General features: G+C 39.4%; 13 protein-coding genes, 1 tRNA gene and 1 pseudogene. 8 read left to right on the top strand and 7 right to left on the bottom strand.

Going from position 1 to position 19,741, the window contains the following annotated elements; genetic code table 11:
• Positions 1-60 precede the first annotated feature (60 nt).
• Positions 61-651 carry a DUF1802 family protein gene (locus tag H6G08_RS32985; RefSeq protein ID WP_190550918.1) on the bottom strand — a complete coding sequence of 197 codons (591 nt, stop codon included), beginning with the start codon at positions 649-651 and terminating at the stop codon, positions 61-63.
• Positions 652-736: 85 nt separating this feature from the next.
• On the opposite strand from H6G08_RS32985, the gene H6G08_RS32980 reads away from it, so the two are divergent.
• Both H6G08_RS32980 and H6G08_RS32975 read left to right on the top strand, forming a co-directional pair.
• A complete protein-coding gene (locus H6G08_RS32980; protein WP_190550916.1) occupies positions 737-1,696 on the top strand; it encodes an aldo/keto reductase in 960 nt (319 codons plus the stop codon).
• 652 nt (positions 1,697-2,348) lie between these two features.
• Positions 2,349-3,068: a hypothetical protein gene (locus tag H6G08_RS32975; protein WP_242046373.1), complete on the top strand. Its 720-nt coding sequence runs from the start codon at positions 2,349-2,351 to the stop codon at positions 3,066-3,068.
• A gap of 300 nt (positions 3,069-3,368) precedes the next feature.
• Here the strand turns inward: H6G08_RS32975 and H6G08_RS32970 are convergent, their stop codons facing one another.
• Positions 3,369-4,298 carry an alpha/beta fold hydrolase gene (locus tag H6G08_RS32970; RefSeq protein ID WP_190550914.1) on the bottom strand — a complete coding sequence of 310 codons (930 nt, stop codon included), beginning with the start codon at positions 4,296-4,298 and terminating at the stop codon, positions 3,369-3,371.
• 625 nt (positions 4,299-4,923) lie between these two features.
• Between H6G08_RS32970 and ppk1 the strand changes: the two genes are divergently transcribed.
• Together ppk1 and H6G08_RS32960 are read left to right on the top strand one after the other, a co-directional pair.
• Positions 4,924-7,077 carry a polyphosphate kinase 1 gene (ppk1, locus tag H6G08_RS32965; protein ID WP_190550912.1) on the top strand — a complete coding sequence of 718 codons (2,154 nt, stop codon included), beginning with the start codon at positions 4,924-4,926 and terminating at the stop codon, positions 7,075-7,077.
• A 150-nt stretch (positions 7,078-7,227) separates the two neighbouring features.
• Positions 7,228-8,100, top strand: a complete 873-nt coding sequence (locus tag H6G08_RS32960; protein ID WP_190550910.1) for a shikimate dehydrogenase — start codon at positions 7,228-7,230, stop codon at positions 8,098-8,100.
• A 165-nt stretch (positions 8,101-8,265) separates the two neighbouring features.
• Here H6G08_RS32960 and infC read toward each other — a convergent pair whose 3' ends face one another.
• Positions 8,266-8,733 (bottom strand): translation initiation factor IF-3, encoded by a 468-nt coding sequence (infC, locus tag H6G08_RS32955; RefSeq protein ID WP_313933787.1) that lies wholly within the window; start codon positions 8,731-8,733, stop codon positions 8,266-8,268.
• Positions 8,734-9,039: 306 nt separating this feature from the next.
• Here infC and rbp point away from each other — a divergent pair, with 306 nt between their 5' ends.
• The 3 genes from rbp to H6G08_RS32940 all read left to right on the top strand — a co-directional run bounded on the left by rbp (position 9,040) and on the right by H6G08_RS32940 (position 16,040).
• Entirely contained in the window at positions 9,040-9,342 is a 303-nt protein-coding gene (gene rbp / locus H6G08_RS32950; protein WP_190550908.1) for an RNA-binding regulator, read from the top strand.
• A gap of 460 nt (positions 9,343-9,802) precedes the next feature.
• Positions 9,803-10,312, top strand: coding sequence for a putative signal transducing protein (locus tag H6G08_RS32945; protein ID WP_190550906.1), 510 nt, complete (start codon positions 9,803-9,805; stop codon positions 10,310-10,312).
• 595 nt (positions 10,313-10,907) lie between these two features.
• Positions 10,908-16,040 carry a DUF4114 domain-containing protein gene (locus tag H6G08_RS32940; protein WP_190550904.1) on the top strand — a complete coding sequence of 1,711 codons (5,133 nt, stop codon included), beginning with the start codon at positions 10,908-10,910 and terminating at the stop codon, positions 16,038-16,040.
• A gap of 270 nt (positions 16,041-16,310) precedes the next feature.
• Here H6G08_RS32940 and H6G08_RS38835 read toward each other — a convergent pair.
• Positions 16,311-16,529 (bottom strand): annotated as a pseudogene (locus H6G08_RS38835) (IS110 family transposase); the annotation flags it as partial.
• Positions 16,530-16,585: 56 nt separating this feature from the next.
• Here H6G08_RS38835 and H6G08_RS32930 point away from each other — a divergent pair.
• Positions 16,586-16,825 carry a hypothetical protein gene (locus H6G08_RS32930; RefSeq protein WP_190550902.1) on the top strand — a complete coding sequence of 80 codons (240 nt, stop codon included), beginning with the start codon at positions 16,586-16,588 and terminating at the stop codon, positions 16,823-16,825.
• 141 nt (positions 16,826-16,966) lie between these two features.
• On the opposite strand, the gene H6G08_RS32925 is transcribed toward H6G08_RS32930, so the two are convergent.
• From H6G08_RS32925 to pdhA, 3 genes are all read right to left on the bottom strand, one after another.
• Positions 16,967-17,038: transfer RNA gene (locus H6G08_RS32925), tRNA-Lys, on the bottom strand.
• A 64-nt stretch (positions 17,039-17,102) separates the two neighbouring features.
• Positions 17,103-17,972: an aldose epimerase family protein gene (locus tag H6G08_RS32920; protein ID WP_190550942.1), complete on the bottom strand. Its 870-nt coding sequence runs from the start codon at positions 17,970-17,972 to the stop codon at positions 17,103-17,105.
• A 141-nt stretch (positions 17,973-18,113) separates the two neighbouring features.
• Positions 18,114-19,151 carry a pyruvate dehydrogenase (acetyl-transferring) E1 component subunit alpha gene (gene pdhA / locus H6G08_RS32915; protein ID WP_190550899.1) on the bottom strand — a complete coding sequence of 346 codons (1,038 nt, stop codon included), beginning with the start codon at positions 19,149-19,151 and terminating at the stop codon, positions 18,114-18,116.
• Positions 19,152-19,741 lie beyond the last annotated feature (590 nt).

The following is a 19,741-nucleotide window of genomic DNA, read 5'->3' as shown; positions in this document are numbered from 1 at the left end:
GTGGAGTCCCGTTTTTTAGCGAGTTTTGTCAACAGTCAACAGCCCTTATTCGTTTTTGTATCATCCATTGCAAGTTTTGCGATCGCCTATAATATCACTAATTTCCTCGACTAATTGCTGATAGCGAGACTCAGACAATACTGGTTGCGCATTCTGTACGTCAATCCCTTGCGTTAAATCAATCCAAGATTTGCAACCACCATATTGCGTCAGGTAAGGAATTTCTGTGACTTGGGCTAATTTATAAGTCCGCAGCAGGAGGATATATAATGGTTGGCGAGGTTTCCATTTTAAGCGATCGCTAATAAACTGCTCATTCCAAATATGGAAAGGAAGCAAGCTATTAACTATTGACTCGTCACTCACTGGTAAAATATCGGTAATTTCTGCCCAACTACCAATGCGCACCGTTTCTGGATGCCAACCTGATGGCACAGGAAATACACCATCAGCATAATCAGGTTTGAGTAAAAAAGGTTGTTGATGCTCAAATGTCGGGTAAAGTAAAACTTGGTCATGAGCAACTTGAAACCGACCATTTTGTTCCTGGATACCGCCTTTACGCAGTAACATAATAGTCTTACCCTTTTCTAAAGCCTCAATAGCGATCGCCCATTCCTTAAGAGCATGAAAATTTCTGCTTAAATTCATTGAAATCTAGTTTAACTCTGATTTATTTTCTCTCTAAGACCGCTACAGTAGAAAACTATCCAGGGAAATGAATCAGGAAATAACTATGTCTAAGCGAACACTAGGAAAATCAGCTGTGCAAATCACACCTATTTTAATGGGGACTTGGCAAGCTGGTAAAAAAATGTGGGTAGGAATTGAAGATGCAGACTCAATTCAAACAATTCGCGCTGCATTTGAGGCGGGAATTACCACCATTGATACAGCTGAAGTCTATGGTGATGGACATTCTGAGCAGATTGTCGCTGAAGCTTTAGCCGATGTCAGAGAACAGGTAGAATATGCCACAAAAGTATTTGTCAACCATCTGAAGTATCAGCAAGTTATAGAAGCTTGTGAGCGTTCGTTAAAAAATCTCAAAACTGATTATATCGACCTTTATCAAATTCATTGGCCATCCGGTTCTTTTAATAATGAAATTGTCCCCATTGAGGAAACAATGAGCGCTTTAAATTTGCTGAAAGAGCAAGGTAAAATTCGCGCCATTGGAGTTTCTAATTTTTCTCGCGATCAATTAGCCGAAGCATCACAGTATGGCAGAATTGATAGCGTACAACCGCCCTATTCCCTATTTTGGCGACAGATAGAAAAAGATTTAACGCCTTATTGTGTAGAAAATCAAATTTCTATTTTGGCTTATTCACCCTTAGCCCAAGGATTATTAACAGGTAAATTTCCTCGCGGTACTAAATTTGAGCAGGGAGATAATCGCGCAGATAATAAGTTATTTCAAGGAGAAAACTTTGAACGCGCCCAACAAGCTTTAGATAAACTCCGCCCCATTGCAGAGAAACACAACGCCAGTTTAGCCCAGTTAGCCCTAGCCTGGTTAATAGCCCAACCCCAAGCAAATGCGATCGCAGGTGCGCGTTATCCCCAACAAGCCAAAGACAACGCCCTAGCCGCACAAGTCCAACTTTCGCCAGCAGAAATTGCAGAGATTGATGCTATTGGACGCATTGTAAGCGATCGCTTAGACGACAGCCCAGTCATGTGGAATTGGTAATTACAGCAATTTTCAGGTAAATAGACCACACTGTAGGGGCACGGCATCTACAATCTTCTCGTATATACAATAATCTTACTGGTGCCGTGCCCCTACTACTTACCTGTCAACCGTCAACCGTCAACCGTCAACATATCTTGAGAGACTATTACGCAATTAAACAAAATATCAATTTTGGTAAACAAAGTGTTTTGCTTAATTATCCCAGTGCTAAATTAATATTCATAGGACACCAAGAAAAAACCAAAGGGCAAATGACCAGGTGTCTCCCGTCAGTAAGCCCAGCAAGTTTCAGCATATTTAATGCAAAAGTGGCATAAATCTTGGAGAACAAGGCAAGCCAAATCCCAAAGCGGAAAAACAAAAAATGCTGAAGTTGTTAGTTGTTATGTCCACCCTAGTTTTTGATTGCTTCAATTATTTAACAAATTTAACGATTTGAAAACTGTGAATTCGAGCAAACCTGGTCACCCTTGACCAGGTTTTTGAATTTGATAGAGGCATTTTTCATCAGCAATAATATTAAAGTTAATGGTAGTGTTGACTGTTGACTGTTGACCGTTGACCGTTGACTGTTGACTGTTGACTGTTGTGACGATTTTTACAACCAGCCATAAAATAAGACAATAGAATATGAGGCTGGTAGATTTACATGATGATTAATTGTTTTTGGCAAAAAATTACTCTAGCTATTTTTATCGCTACAACTGCTTTTAGTTGTGAATCAACTGAAACCAAAAAGATAGAACAGACACAAGCAAATACTACTATTCAGCCCACACCCCAACCAAATGTTAATTACGGTGAATTAATTATTAAAGAGCAATCAGAATATTTGATGATTCCAGTTATTTCTACAGAACAGAAATCAGATAAAAATACTAACTATAGTCTGTCCCGTAATTATGAAAAATATAATTTAATCTATAACTTTATTTTTTATCACAAACAAGAACAGTCAACTTATCTTTTATTCAAGAAAAAAGTAATTATTAACGCTTTTGATTTTCTAGAAACCAAAGCTGTTGGGAAGACTCCTACAAGATTGTGGTTATATCGAGTCATTGAACAAGATACAAACGGCGATAAAAAGCTTAACTATGAAGACGCCATAGTAGGTTATATATCTGATTTATCAGGTAAAAACCTGACTCAAGTTACTCCTAATAATCATCAAATTCAAAATTGGGTAATTATTCCCAGCCAAAATGCTTTATTTCTGAAAATAATTAAAGACTCTGATAACGACAAAAAATTCACAGCCAAAGACAAAACAAATTTCCTGAGAGTGAGTCTTGATAAACCTGATATGGGCACTGAAATTATTAGTGAACAAATAGAGGAAGAAAGTAAATCTTATATATCTAAATAAATTTAAAATAACTACAGCAGATTGCGTTGATTGTAGGGGCACTGGCACTACCCATACGTGTCAACTTAACGCGAAACCCTTATCCTACCTCGCTCCCATGCTCTGCGTGGGAGCGTAGATTTATGAGGCTCTGCCTCAATTTATCGGAAGACGAGGCAGCAGCCCACGAATCCGCATTTCCAGCCTCCGGCTGGAAACGAGATAAAATAAATTTAAAATGCGTACAGCAGATTGCGTTGATTGTAGGGGCACTGGCACTGCCATGCCCCGAAGCGCGTACTTGTCCACCCCACAAGAAAATTATTGTTCTAATACCCAATCGCGTAACAGCGAATTGACGCGAGAGGGTATTTCATCATGAGGACAATGTCCTGCTGAAAGAAAATGTTCTTGCAATTGTGGATAATATTGGCGAAATTTGCGAGAACGTTCTTTAGCATTCATCCAAGGATCTGCTTCTCCCCATAACAATAATAAAGGACAAGTTAATTGCTTGAGCAGTACATCAACTTTTTCACCTTGAGGAGTACTAAACACCGAAACAAATACATCAAATGCACCAGCATCATAAGCCGGACGATAAATTTCTTCGACTAATTGATCTGTAATTGCACTTTTATCTAAATAAACTTTTTCTAGAGTTTGGCGAATTACCCAACGTTGACGCACATATTGAAATAATAAAAACTGGGATAAAGGTTGCTTAAACATCCACTTCACCCCACCACCTAGCATCTTTTGTAATCCCGATTTTTGTTTGGGTGGTTGAATTTGTGTTTGTAAAGCTTCTGGTTCTGCTGTTGGTTGTTCGTTAAAAGGGCCTGCACTATTTAGTAACACTACACCAGCCGCACTCTCAGGGTATTGTGCAGCAACAGATAAGCAAGCATAACCACCAAGGGAATTACCTACTAAAACTGCTTTTTCACCAATGATTTCGTTAATAAAATCGTGGAGTTGATCCCGCCACAAGTCGCCGCTATAGTCTAATTTAGGTTTGGCTGAACGTCCAAATCCCAATAAATCAATGGCAAATACTTGAAAATCTTGGCACAGTTCGGAGATATTCTTGCGCCAATGATCTGTAGAAGCACCAAACCCATGCACTAACAGCAAAGACGGACGTTGCAGTTGTTGTTCTCCGGCTTTAACATAGTAAACTTTATGCCCTCGCCATTGCCAGTACTGTCCGGGTATGGGGGTTGTAGAGGGGGCTGTAATTGCCTGCATGATTATAACGAAATGTAAAGTAGCTTTAATAATTGTACATTGTATATTGGGCATGGGGGAGCCAGTGCGTTGCGGGGGTTCCCCCCCGTTGTAGCAACTGGCGTCATTGGGCATAGGTAGCTTTTGCGATCGCATTTATCGCCAACGGGTTCACCCACCGTCAGGGTATCACCCCTTGATTAATTACTTAGTAAATCATGCTATATATTTAGCTCATTAATATTAGTTATTCCGCATTTTTTCTGATTCGTAAAAAACATTACATAAATGTTTTAAATATAAGATTAAGCCTATTTTAACCTAATTTTAATAATTATTTAATCTAAGCCAGAGATTCTATTTAATACCAATAAACAGCAATTTAAATTTTCTAAAAAGCAACTTTAATGCCAATTTAATACCAATGTAAATATAATCAAAATAGTAACCATTCTTTGGCAATTGTCTTAGCCAATACCAATTTAATATTGAAAATGCAATTAATTCTTGCCAAACACATGAAAAACTCTGCGTATCTTTGCGTTAAAAAAGTCTAATCCTGTCCAGTTTCGCAAATCAGAAAAAATATTTAAACCCAACGTCTCTATTTTTCTCCAAATAAAATTTATCTGAGATTCAATCTAATATGGTCAAATCTGAAGAGAGAAGTAAAACCATTAATCTAGATGACTCGCAGTATTACTTTAATCGAGAGTTAAGTTGGCTAGAATTCAATCGGCGAGTTTTGCATGAAGCATTAGATCTGCGTACACCTTTATTAGAAAAGCTGAAATTTACAGCTATCTTCAGTTCTAATTTAGATGAATATTTTATGGTGCGGGTAGCATTTCTCAAAGAGCAAGTGCAAGCGCGATTAAATAAACTTACTCCAGATGGGCTGACTCCGCAACAGCAATTAAAAGCGATCGCTCAAATTTTACATCCGATGGTAAATCAGCAGCAGCAAAATTTTGAGCAGGTGCTGCGACAAGAAATGTCCTGGAATGGGATTCATCTTTTTAATTACACTGACCTGAGTTTACAACAGCGAGATTACCTCCAAAGTATATTTATTGAACGGATTTTTCCCGTTCTCACACCCATAGTTATCGATCCCAGCCATCCCTTTCCCCGTATGGCTAATCTTAGTTTAAACTTGGCAGTAATTGTCAGAGATCCAGTAACAGAAAAAGCAAAATTTGCTAAAGTCAAAGTCCCAACTATTCTGCCTAGATTTATTGAGATACCTGAAGATTTACAACCAGAATCTCAGTCAGAAATTCACTGGATGGGCGTACCCATTGAACAGGTAATAGCTCACAACTTAGAAGCTTTATTCCCAGAGATGACGGTTCAGGAATATCATTTATTTCGCCTGACTCGAAAAGCAGATTTAGCAGCAGCCAAAGAAGCAGCCGATGATTTATTATTAGCAATTCAGCAAGAGTTACGCGGAAGAACTTATCGCGGTTCTGTAGTCAGGCTAGAAATCCAACCATCAATGCCAGAAGAGGTCAGAGAAATATTATTATCAGAAATGGCAATAGATGATAATGATATTTATGAAATAGATGGACTATTAAATTTAAAAGATTTAATGTCATTTACAGATTTAACCTTACCAGAACTGCAAGATTCTCCTTGGACGCCAATCATTCCCCCTCGGCTGCATAATTGCTATCAAGCCAGCCAAAAAACTAAAGCTAATAAACTAGAAAAACGCGCGAATATTTTTACAATTATTCAGCAAAATGATTTATTAGTACATCATCCCTATGAATCTTTTAGCGCTTCAGTAGAAGAATTTATTGCCCAAGCTGCTAGCGATCCCCAGGTATTAGCAATTAAAATGACCGTGTATCGCTCCTGTGATGATGCGGAGATTTTTCAATCTTTAATAACTGCGGCTGAAAGTGGTAAACAAGTTGCTGTGGTTGTGGAATTAAAAGCCAGATTTGATGAAGAGAATAATATTAATTGGGCGCAGAAATTAGAGAAATCGGGAATTCATGTAGTCTATGGCTTATTAGGATTAAAAACCCATGCCAAAATTGCTTTAGTGGTAAGGCGAGAAGGGGCAAATATTCGGCGTTACGTGCATATTGGTACTGGTAACTACAATCCGCAAACAGCAAAGTTATACACTGATTTAGGCTTGTTTAGTTGTCGAGAAGATTTAGGCGCAGATTTAACGGAATTATTCAATTATTTAACAGGCTATGCTTATCAGCCTTGTTATCGGCAGCTTTTAGTATCACCTGTAAATATGCGCGATCGCATTATCGCCTTAATTCGCCGGGAAATCGAACATTGTCACAACGGTAAAACAGGGCGAATTATTGCCAAAATGAACTCTTTGGTAGATCCGCAAATTATTACCAGCCTTTACGCCGCATCCCAAGCAGGGGTAAAAATCGACCTGATTATTCGCGGTATCTGCTGTTTGCGTCCAGGATTGGCAGGAATTAGCGAAAATATCCGCGTAATTAGTATTATTGGCAGATTTTTAGAACATTCGCGCCTCTTTCATTTTCATAATCATGGACAAGATGAAGTTTACATTGGCAGTGCCGATTGGACACCCAGTAACTTAAATCGCCGTGTGGAAGTTGTGACACCAGTTGTCGATCCCAAAATTTCCCAAACTTTACAAGATATTCTGGAAATTATGCTTGCAGATAATCGCCAAGCTTGGGATTTGCAAGCCGATGGTACTTATATTCAACGCCGTCCCCGCAAGCATGAACCAGAACGCAGCAGTCAACAGATATTAATGGAGATATGGCAATCATTTAGGTAGTTGGGCATGGGGCATGGGGCATTGGGCATTGGGCATTGGGCAGAGACGCGATGAACCCTTGTCTGTACAATTGTCCCCCTGCCTTTTTGGATTTCGATGTCAAAGTTGTGGTAAATTGCCGAGTGGGAATCATTGACTGATAAATCAAGCATGTTGCAGATTACAGGCAAAACAAAACTATTAGGGGTGATTGGGTATCCGGTGGAACATTCGCTGTCACCAGTGATGCACAATGCAGCGATCGCGCAATTGGGATTAGATTATGTTTATCTACCTTTTCCTATAGCACCAGAAAATTTAAAAAGTGCGATCGCAGGTTTTGCGGCTGTTGGGGTGGTTGGGTTTAGCGTCACAATTCCCCATAAACAAGCAATTATGCCTTTATTATCCGAAATTACTCCCATTGCTCAAGCAATCGGTGCAGTCAATACTGTCACTCGTCAAAATAATACTTGGGTAGGAACAAACACAGATATCGAAGGTTTTATTGCACCTTTGCAAACTACATATAAACAAGATTGGAGTCAGAAAGCGGCGGTAATTTTAGGTAATGGTGGCGCAGCTAGAGCAGTGGTTGCAGGTTGTCATCAGCTAGGATTTGCGGAAATTCATGTAGTTGGGCGCAGTCAGCAAAAACTAGAGGAATTTTACGCCAGTTGGCATGATTCCTCTCTAGGGATAAACTTACAGGTGCATACATGGGATAAATTAGCCAAACTCATCCCCCAAGCCAATTTATTAGTAAATACCACACCAATTGGCATGTATCCCAAAGTTGATGCATCGCCTGTGAGTGCAGAGGAAATGGCAGATTTACCAACAGATGCTATCGCCTACGATTTGATATATATACCGAAACCCACGCAATTTTTGCAACTAGCCCAACAACAAGGTGCGATCGCCATCGATGGTTTAGAAATGCTCGTTCAACAAGGTGCAGCCGCATTAAAAATCTGGTTACAGCAAGAAACTGTACCAGTAGAAGTCATGCGCCAAGCGCTGCAAAATCACCTTGGTTTGTAGTCAGCTACTCTGCTTTTAAGTTGCACAATCCATCGTGAGGGCTGTTGACTGTTGACTGTTGACTGTTGACTGTTAACAGCCCTGATTAGTAGTTATGCAATTTAGACTAAAAAATCAACCTACACCACCTATATACACCTATATACAGGTGGTGTAGTAGTTAGTTCACGCAGGAATCACTTGAGCAATCAGCGATCGCTTATCAAGGGATTGTACTTTACCTGCTTCACTCAGATCGTTCACAATCCGGTCTAGCAATTCTATAGCTTTTTCACGATATTGATGTTCTCGACCTCGTAACCGAATGGCAAACTTCACTGAATCGCCTTTTTTCAGCCACCCCTGCGCTTGCTCGATGCGTAAGTTGTAATCAGCTGCGCCTACGTTCGGACGAAATCGAACTTCTTTGACTGTAGGTCTAGCACTTTGGCCTTGACGCTTTTTCTTTTGATACTGAAGCTTGCCAAAATTCAGAATTTTGGCTACCGGAGCGTCTTTACCTTCCGAGACTAAAACCAAGTCAAGTTCTAGGCTCTCAGCTAATTGTAGAGCTTCTTTGGTATCTGTCAAACCACGATTATTATTTTCATGGTCAATCAAGAAGACTTGAGGTGACTTGATTTGCGAGTTAATTAGTTGCTTTTGGACTACGATAATGGTTTCCTCTCAATTTTCAACACTTTGCGATCGCAAGTAATGCCAATCTAACACAATCTTTAACTAAGTAACCAATACTGAGGTTGTAATTGTTTATATGAAGTTATATCAAGTTTTCGCAACTTCTCTACAAAAGCCCAAGAGCTACTGCCATAGTGGTAAGTGAGAGTTAATTCGGTGACCTCGTTTGTTTTTAGTATTTACAGGTTTTTTGTTCTTGGTATTTACAAACTTTTCTCCGAAACTTAAATCTCTGCATACTTTTGATTTCGGAGACAATTTATGTCAGTTTACGTAGGCAATCTTTCTTATGATGTTACAGAAGAAAGCTTAAATGCCGTGTTTGCAGAATATGGTTCTGTTAAGCGCGTTCAGCTACCTACAGATAGAGAAACAGGCCGTGTACGTGGCTTTGGTTTTGTAGAAATGAGTTCGGAAGCAGAAGAAGCTGCTGCTATTGAAGCTCTCGATGGCGCAGAGTGGATGGGACGCGATCTCAAAGTAAATAAAGCAAAACCTAAAGAAGATAGAGGTTCCTTTGGTGGAAACCGTGGTAATTACGGTGGCTCACGTAACCGTTATTAAGCTTTTGCTTGATAGATTTAACTCTTTGAGTTAATCTTTTATACCAGCAAATTCATTGATGTATTCATGGCTCAGGCATTTTTGCTTGAGCTTTTTTCATGGGGTAATAGGTTTAGTTAAAAATACAACACGGTTATCTAAACTAATGCAAATAATACAGCAGATTGCTAGTTGGTGAAGTACAGATTATATCGTTGATTGTAGGGGCACTGGCACTGCCATGCCCCGAAGCGCGTACTTCATTTACCTGAAATCTGCTGTATTTGCGACACATTCATATATTCTAGAGGCATGGCATTGCCCCTACTGTTGCATTCTTTTTTAAAATTTGTATTGTATACAGATTGCTATAATTCCTATGCGGACGCTACTGTATATGTAATTCAGCACAAGAAGCGACTATCCACCCAGGTATTTGCAAGTGGCGATCGCAATTGTTGAAAAAATTTAGCTTGAACCTATGGCTAATAATTTTGTCACAGTAGCCACCTATAGCAATTCTTTGGAAGCTAACCTCGCAAAACAACTTCTAGAAGCTGAAGGTATTAGCTCTTATTTAGCAAACGAGTCTACCGTAGACTTAGCATGGCATTTAACTGTCGCTGTCGGCTGGATTAAACTGCAAGTCCACGAACAAGACGCAGCACAAGCTAAGTTTATTTTAGGGTCAAGCAATTTAGAAGTTGAATCTGCTGCTGAAGGTGAGGAAATGACAGCAGAAGATACAGATGATGACGATATTATCCCAGTTTCCTGGGCAGATCAAACAGCAGACAGAGCCTTTAAAGTTGCTGTTATTGGTTTAATTCTAATTTTTTTACCCTTTCAACTATATTCCCTATGGTTATTATTACGGTTGCTGGTATCTCGTACTCGCGATCGCATCAGTAAAAATAGACGATGGAAAGTCATTACAGCCTTACTCATCAACCTACTAAATCTAAGTATCCTCTGGACAATCTTCTCTTAACCCTTTTGCGAGAAACAAGGGAATAGGGAAGAGAATTTAACTTGTTTGTTTCATTCATAGCAGGTGGTGTTGTGCTTTTGGGGCTGCTTCTCAGAAATATTTCTGTTTCTTTACATTCATTGGGGGAATGCGATCGCATTCTTCGGACGTTGACTCACTCTACCAAAATACTTGCCGTTTTTTTAATCTAGAGCTTGTGTATAGCAAGCAATGTCTACGACGGGCTACGGCTACGCGAGATTCTGTTCTCATCACAAATACAAGACCAATATTTTCTAAATAGAATAGCTTGTCTTGATTGCTTTATAAGTCTAATAGCGATCGCCCTTCCCGATAGTAGCAGAAGAAGGGTAAGTATATTTGTATTTTCCCTAAAAACTCCTGGATGTCTATTTTTTAGGTATTTAACCTCGCTTTTTTATCCTCAGCATCAAGCCATGTTGTGTTTTTGAGTCTCATTTCTAGGAATAGAACCTTGGATGTATTAGTTTTTTATTTTATGGTATAAAAATTTACTAAAAATTTATTTTAGATATTTTAACTTTGTGATATATAGAATACCAGCAAATGTGTTTAAATTCAGTGATATAACGTAATGTCTGCAAATTATAGTTTTTTATCCAACGATAGCGATAAACAATCCAACAACGTCATAAAATCAGCATTGGAATTAGCTAAAAATCAGCTATACAGTTTTGCTAATAGTCCAGATTTTCAACCTGAGATGCAGTTAGTTTTTGGTTTGGGAGTTAATACTACTGGAATACAAAACGCTTGGCAAAATCAGGACTTTAGTATTATTCCAGATATTCAAATTCGTTCAGGGGCTGAACTTGCTGGAGCAGTTGGAGCTTACGCCCAAGCCACCAATACTATTTATGTTTCCCAAGGTTATCTCAATCAAAATACAGCTAATAGCAGTGCTATCACTTCAGTATTATTGGAAGAAATTGGTCATGCTATAGATGCAAAATTAAATCAAGTAGATGCTCCAGGTGATGAAGGGGCAATTTTTTCGGGTCTTGTCCAAGGAAAGACATTTGAATCTGAGCAGTTACAGCAATTGCAAGCTAAAGATGATACGGCAATTATTACTTTAGATGGGCAAGAACTTGTAGTTGAACAGGCTACTACAGGTTTTGTAAGTGGTGGGTTTGAAGGGAGTGTAAAAACCATCAAACTAGATTCTAAAGGTGGAGGAACAGCAACATATTTTTATGAAATGTATACTATTCCTGACAATTTAATTCTCCGTTATGAAGGAAAAGACATTCTCAATACAGGCTTTGTATCAGGTAGCAAAACTGGAACAGTCAATATACCCAAAGGTAATTCTGACGAATTACAAGTGATATTAGCAACTAATGATGAGGGTACAGCTTGGGATTATAAAATTGATACTAAAAACTGTCCTGAGCCTTTACCATTCAAAATTTCACTTGTAAATGGAACAGAGGAAGAAAAGAATGGTAAATGTATTCTTCAAGGAACGATTAATATCGGACGACAAGGATTTTTCCCTATGCTCCAAGTCGAAGGTACTGTGGAGTATGATGCAAATAAAATTACTGTTGACGGAATAGTTTCTTCCTTGATTGGTGCTGGTCTGGTGAAGACAACACCGCTATTTAAGAGCAAATTTGATATTGATGTTAAAACCGCAACTGGTTCGTTAGAGGAAGATAAGAGCTTTGCAAATCAGTATCAATTAGGAGGAATGGATGTTGATTTTAGCAGTTTAAGTATCAATCCTAATGGACTTGCTTTGGGGGCGAAGTTCAAATTAATTGAAGATTTGGGTCTACCTGATTATTTTTTCAGTGGTTCAGATGGACTATTAATTACTCAAAATGATGTGAAGTTAGGCTCAAGCATCAAATTTTCAATACCTAATTTTAAAGATTTTCAACTTTTTAAATTTTTCCCAGTTAGAGAATTTAATGACTTTTCCATAGAGTATTTAGCTCCAGAAGACAAAGTTAAAATTAAAGGTAAATTAGTAATTGATCCTTTTGCTAAACCAGATGGTAGTGCTGGGCAAATAGGCAAAATTATAGCCGATTTTTCTGGAGATAATTACATCCAAATCCAAGGTGGCAAAGGAGATGTTAAAGGTTCTCTCTCTGTAAGCAATATTAAATTGCCAAATGGATGGGGAATAAGTGAAGCAACATTAAAGCTGGACACAGTAAATAAGGATATAGCTGGTAAAGCTAAAGTTACATTTCCCTTTGGAGCTAGTGTTCCACCTAAAAAAATTGGTGCGGGTTTGGAACTAGGGTTTAAATTACCAATACCACCTGTAGAGCTAAATCTGATTGGTGCTGAAGTAGATGGATTAAATGTTCCTATAGGCAATACTGGAGCTTTCTTGCAAGGTTTGTCAGGAAAAATAGAAAATTTTGCTCCTTCCGATCAAGATCCTATTGAGTTCACAGGTGGTCTTAAATTAACGGCTGGACCAAAAGTACCTGCTGATTTAACAGCCATAGGTGGAGGAAAATTTGAAGCAGCATTAGTAGATCTTGACGCTACTGTTAACGTTAACGAAAAACGGATTAAAGGTAGTGGTAAATTTAAGATGATTAATGAGCAAGTTGCCAGTGGTAATGTGGATGCAGAAATTAACTGGAACAAAGGTTTTTTTGAGACAAAAGGAGGTTACTCATTAATTGATGGTCTGATTAAAACCCAAAGCGGATTCAAAGCTAGTACCAACTTTGATATCACTATGTCCGGAGGGGCAAGTGTTAATATCCCTAAATTTGTACCTTTTCTTGGTGGAGCGCAAATTAGTTCTGGTAATTTCTTGTTTAATTTTACCAATAATGGCAATTTATCTGATGATTTCGGTGCTGCTTGGAGAACAATTAACATTCAAAAGCTGGGCTTAAATTTGAGTTTTGTTGGTGGATTTAAAGCTTTTTTTGATGGCAAAGTAGAAATCATTGGCTCTAAAAACTTACCCAAAACCAGTAGTTTTACTATTGCACCAGGAACAGATTGGATTTTGATGGGTGCTGACTGGGAAAATGCTAATGATAATGTCAAAGTTAAAGTTAAAGCACCTGATGGTACTATTTTTAACGAGTCTGATTTTGCAGTAACCGGCAAAATTGCCATTGTTGATGAGCTTACTAATTCAACAACTAGAGTTGTTATTGTTAGCAACCCAGAACCAGGTATTTGGGATATTGATGCAGTAGATGAAACTGGTTTAGGTCAGGTTACTTACAGTGCTTTCCGTGATTCCATTGCTCCTACCATTGCCATCACTTCACCTTCTACAGATATAACTGATCAAAATGTTACCATTAGCTACAATGCTTTTGATGCAGATTCAAATGCTAAAGTTAGTCTATTTTATGACACTGACAATGAAGGCTTCGATGGCATTTTAATTAAAGATGGTCTTGATGAAACTGATGGTGCTGGCAGTTTTGTTTGGAATACCGAAGGAATTGCTACTGGGGATTATTACATCTATGGAATGATCATGGATGAAAATAATCCAATTTCTTTGAATTATTCTACAGGACAGGTCAAAGTCACTGAAGAAGCAGATTTATCTGTTACTAAAACAACTAATACCGACTCAGTAAATGTAGGTAGTAATCTGACTTATACAATTACTGTTACTAACAATGGTACTAGCACAGCTAAATCAATTGTGCTGAGTGATATCTTACCAGAAGGAGTTTCCTTTGTTTCATCTAGCATTAACCCAACCACTCAATCAGATAATCAACTCACTTTTGATATTGGTGATTTAGAAAAAGATCAGAAGAAAACGGTAAACATTACCATTACCCCACCAACAACAGGGACAATTACTAATACTGCTACTGTCACCACTAAAACCTATGATCCAGATGTCACAAATAATGTGGCTATTGTAGATACTACAGTTGCAGAAGTACCTTTACTGCCTACGGATCTATTGTTAACTAGCAATGCAACTAATACTCCAGTAAATCTAGGAGATACAATTACCTATACACTTACTGTTACGAATAATGGTAATAGTCAAGCTACGGGAGTAAAACTGATTGATGATATTGGTTCATTAGGAGTAAAAGATGTATCAGCAATCGCTAGTCAGGGAAATACTTTTGTTGATTTTAATGGCAATGTAGTCGCTGAATTAGGCAATATTGACAAAGGTGGAAAAGCAACAGTAACTATTAATGCTACTGCTATTACTGCTGATACATTGAGAAATACAGCCATTGTCACCAGTAATGAATCTGACTCTAACACTAGCGATAACTATTTAAGTCAAAGTAAAACTATTAATTCAATCGCACCTGATTCTGCTGATTTAGAATTGACCCTAGCTGTTGATAAGGAAAATCCCAACGTTGGAGACCAACTAACATTTACCTTGACCATAACCAATAAAGGAACGGGAATTGCTAGTAGCATCAAAGTTGCTAATCTCTTACCCACAGGATTAAGTTTTATTTCTGCCACACCCGAGCAAGGTACGTATGATAGCATCACAGGTGTTTGGGATGTTGGAAATATCAGAGATAATGTTAGTCGCAGTTTAACTATTATTGCTAATGTTGAAACTGCAAATGCTCTTATTAACAAAGCTGAAGTCACTGGTGTTAGTGAAACCGATCCTGATTCTACTCCTAACAATAATAACCCCAATGAAGATGACCAAGCATCTGTCACTTTAAATGCTGCTTTGGCAATTACCACACTCACAAAAATTTCTGATAATGTCTTTACTATTATTGGTGGTGCTAACAAACCAAAACTTCAAGTTACACTCACAGAAAGTAATTCTAACCAGATAAATGAGTTGGGTGTATTTACCGTTGATGATGCCCAAGGAAAAATTAATGGCATTGCTCCAGGAGAAGCAGGTTATATTCAAGCTGCTTTAAATAAATCAAAAGTAGTTTTCTCAACTATTGCCAATGTCCCCAATGGATTTAATATCAAGAACCTGAAGAGTATACTGGAATTTAACTTTGGTGATAATCTGAGGTTCTTCTTGGTTAAAAACGGCACAATTGATAGTGTGCAAAATGGAATTACTCCCACCACAGATATCTTGTTCTCCGACATCTCCCGTCAAACAATTACAGAATTGGGTACTGATGGTTTCTCCTTGGCTTGGAAAGATGGGTCTAATAATAATGCAGATTTCAAGGATTTAGTGGTGAATATTAAATCCACAAATGACCCATTACTCTTGGGTACAAATCTGCAAGGAACACGACAAGGAGAAGTCATTGATTTACAGGGTATAAACCAAGATGTAAAAGTTGATTTTGTTGTCAATAGAGAAGCTGCTTTTAGCAATTTTGTCGGCTTGTACAAAGTAGCTGATGAAAATGGAGGTATTGATATTGATGGCAATGGTACTATTGATTTTCGTCCTGGTGACTCAGGCTATGCTCAAGCTGCTGTTAAAAATCGTGTGGCAGGAATTGATCTCCGGGTTGATAATCAAGGAACTGCTACTTTTACCGACAAGTTGTTAACAGGAGGAAGTATTTTTGCTCCATTTATCCTGACTAATGGTCGCACTGTAGACCAAGTTCTGAATGGACAAGTTGACCAGATTTACTTTGCCTATTTAGGGGCTAATAGTGATAAGGTTGACCACATTCGCTTGTTAGGAAATAACACTTTTGGATTTGAGGATTTACCTGGTGGTGGTGATAATGACTTTAATGATGTGATTGTCCGAGCTGAATTAACCCTATAAACTGCGGTTTCGCCCGGTAAAAAAACAGAACTTACGCAAGCTGCGTAGCGACTGTCTTGAATGTCAAGCGATCATTAACAAAAAAGTGGTGGTGGAAACATTGACGCAACTGAGGATCGCTGCGCTAGATTCGGCGGTGTCTGGCACGGGCTACAAGGTTTGTGACTATGTAGTCTAGATAGTCAAAGCCCGCACGCCTTCACTCCGCTGCGCCGCCGAATCTTCCTCAGTTGCTGGATTTCCCGTTGAGGCAAAAAAAGAGCATGAAAAATTGACCTTATTAATCCATTGTTGATTTTTTTGAGTTAATTGCTCAATTTCTTGGTTAAGTTGTTTTAGACGACCTTCAAGATATTCAATATGTGCTTCAATATTTGCCAATGTTTTACCACGAGAGCGTGAGCGACGATTTTTCTCCGCAGTTTGAATTTCAACTAATTGTCTTCTGCGACTAATCAACTCTCCTAATTGACGCGCCTCTTCGGATTCAAAATTTGCAAACCGAGCTATCAAATTACAATAATTTACTCTCTAGCCTAGATGACATGGCAATTCGTATCGCTGAAATTGAAGAAGATTTAAGCACTTATTCAGAAAAGATGTTAATGAGTGTAGCCACCAATTATGGCAAATATAGCGCGGAATATGCCCAGGCAGGAGGTAAGCCGCGCAAGAGTTCATCACGCCGTTCTAAAACATCGCCATCTTCTTCTGAGAGTACGGTAGTTACAGCTTTAAATGGTGTGAATAACAATGGTAAGCAAAGCTCTGTTGTTTTACCTTAATCGGTTAACGGCATAATTCTGGCGATCGCTCTTTTCTTTGGTGCAAATAGAGCGATCGCTCAAAGTTAGGATATTCATAAACAATAAAACTCGCTTCTACTTTGATTTCTCAAGCTTCAGCGAGTATTGTTTCCTTGTAAATGGGTCGCCCGGGATTCGAACCCGGAACTAATCGGTTAAAAGCCGAGTACTCTACCGTTGAGTTAGCGACCCGTTCCGTTGTTTTCGCAACTTTCTGATTATAGCACAGACATCTGTAGTTTTGTAAAGAGGTTTTTTAGAAGAAATTACCTGTTAACTTTACAGATGCTTGGTAACTAGTACCTGGCTCCAGAACAGTCAGATGTTCGCCACTGTTGAGCGAGTTGCGGGGCGCGCTCCAAGGCTCTAGACAATAGAATTCTTTACCCTTAACTGTCCAAAAGACTAATATAGGATATTCTTTGCCGTAATCTAATGTCAAGCTTAACTTTCTGCTGTTATCTACCACAGAAGCCGATTGACTACTTAGCTGCTTAAAGGCAACGTCGATTTCATCCAGACCAAAATCAAATTTACCATCAAATGGATGAATTTGTTTAGTTTTTTGGTCTTGAAATTCTCTAGAAGGGATGGAAACCTCAAGTTGATCTTTATCAGCAGTCACAAAGTAGGGATGGAAGCCCATCGACAAAGGCAATGGCACTGAGGACAAATTCTGATACTGCTGGTGAATTGCTAGGGTATTACCTTGGAGTTCGTAGGTAAAAGCCAGTTGAAACTCAAAAGGATAAACAGCGCGGGTTTGTTCGTTGCTGTTGAGGACTAAAGTTAGACTAGCGCGATCGCTTGTTAGTTGGTCAACAACTTGCCAAGGTAAGTCACGGGCAAAACCATGCTGTTTCAAGCTATAGGTTTCACCGTTGTAGGTGTAAGTATTATCCGGTAAATTCCCGCAAATCGGAAATAAAATCGGAATTCCGCCCCTAACACTCAAATCAGGATGAATAAAGCGTTCTGCATCCAAATAGAGAACTTCTTGCCCTTGGACGCGCCAACGGGTGATAATACCCCCCCGTTCCGGCACAACTTCTATCTGAGAACCAGCAGTTTCATCAGAAAGAATATAGGTTTTGTATTGCTGCTGTTGAGTTGCTATAGAAAACACAAATTTCTCCTTCATGGGTATGGGGCATTGGGCATTGGGCATTGGGCATTGGGCATTGGGCATTGGGCAAAGACGCGATGAATCGCGTCTCTACAATTGTCCTCCTTCCCTAGCCCCTAGCCCCTAGCCCCTAACCCCTATCTACTCATCTTCTGCGAACACGAAGCGATATAACTCGCTTGGATCTGGTTCAGGGCTACTTTCAGCGAATTTCACCGCGTCTTCAATGAGTGCCTGAATTTTGCGATCGATATCTTTGAGTTCTTCTTGAGTTGATAAATTGTGTTCAACTAAATAAGCTGCCAACTTTTTAATTGGGTCACGGGCAAACCAGAATTCTTTCTCAGCTTTGCTGCGCAGTTCGTCTGGGTCTGCTAGGGAGTGACCGCGAAAACGGTAAGTTAACGCTTCAATTAAGGTGGGGCCTTCACCTGCGCGGGCGCGGGCGACGGCTTCTTGGGCGACGGCACGCACAGCCAAAACATCCATCCCGTCTACTTCCACACCTGCCATGTTAAATGCGCTGGCTTTTTTGTAGATTTCTGGGTCAGAAGTGGCGCGATCGTGAGCCATGCCAATTGCCCACTTATTATTTTCTACCACAAAAAGAATTGGCAGTTTCCATAAAGCTGCCATATTTAAGGTTTCAAAAAACTGACCGTTGTTGGCTGCACCATCGCCAAAAAAGCAAGCTGTTACTTGGTCAGCATTTTGGTCTCCCAATACTTCGCGGCGGTATTTACTTTGAAAAGCTGCGCCAGCTGCTACAGGAATACCTTCAGCCACAAAAGCATAGCCGCCTAATAAGCGATGTTCGGCAGAAAACATGTGCATGGAACCACCACGGCCTTTGCTACAACCTGTGGCTTTACCAAATAACTCCGCCATTACCTCTCTGGCTGGAACTCCCGCACTTAGGGCGTGAACGTGGTCGCGGTAGGTACTGGATACATAATCTTCTCCTGGTCGCATCGCGCCCTGAATGATGCCAGTAGAAACGGCTTCTTGACCGTTGTATAAATGGACAAAACCAAACATTTTGCCCCGGTAGTACATTTCGGCGCATTTGTCTTCAAAAGATCTGCCGAGAACCATGTCCTCGTACAACCGCAAGCCTTCTTCTTTGGTAATCTGAACTTTAGCGGCATTAAAAGTAGGTAATGTGCGTTCTTGAACCATTATTTGTTTAGTATCCCTGTCGCATCAAACTGAAATTTACCGCACTTTATGTGTCAGTTGTTTTATCTAACAAAGCTAAAACAGTCTATTGATGGGGTGACCCGCTTAAATAAACACCTGTTCGTTTAAGTCAGGAGACTAGCCCAGCATAGATAACTGGCTCGACTTTGCGCTTTGTTAATTGTCAGGTGTTTTTGGAAGGAGTTCAATGCCCCATCCTATCGAACATCCCTCAATGAACATGAGGAAATGGTGAATGTTTCGGTTTAATTTTTAATTATCAATTTTTTTCGCCCAGGTTTTGTGAGGATAGTAGCCTCAAGTCTCAAACCACCCTGTAAAGTTATCTCACTATCCGTTTATAAGCTACCAATCAGGATAGCTTGCTGTCTGCATAGCCATGAACAATTTGGCAAAAATCAGGGTAAAACTACCTCATCTCCATAAATACTCGGTTAGTTGACAACTCCCCCTACTTAAGGTGTGGGGATTCTTCCTTCACAGAAAAACGCCTTGCAAAAGCAGTGCCTTTACTTGGTCTTACTCTTTCTCCAGAAGCGGTAGCGAGATGCCCTCCCGCCAAAAGTCGT

The sequence above is a fragment of the Calothrix anomala FACHB-343 genome (assembly GCF_014696435.1).
GTDB classification, from domain to species: domain Bacteria; phylum Cyanobacteriota; class Cyanobacteriia; order Cyanobacteriales; family Nostocaceae; genus Aulosira; species Aulosira anomala_A.
The sequence above is the reverse complement of the archived record's forward strand: the minus strand, read 5'-3'. Positions and strand labels throughout refer to the sequence as shown.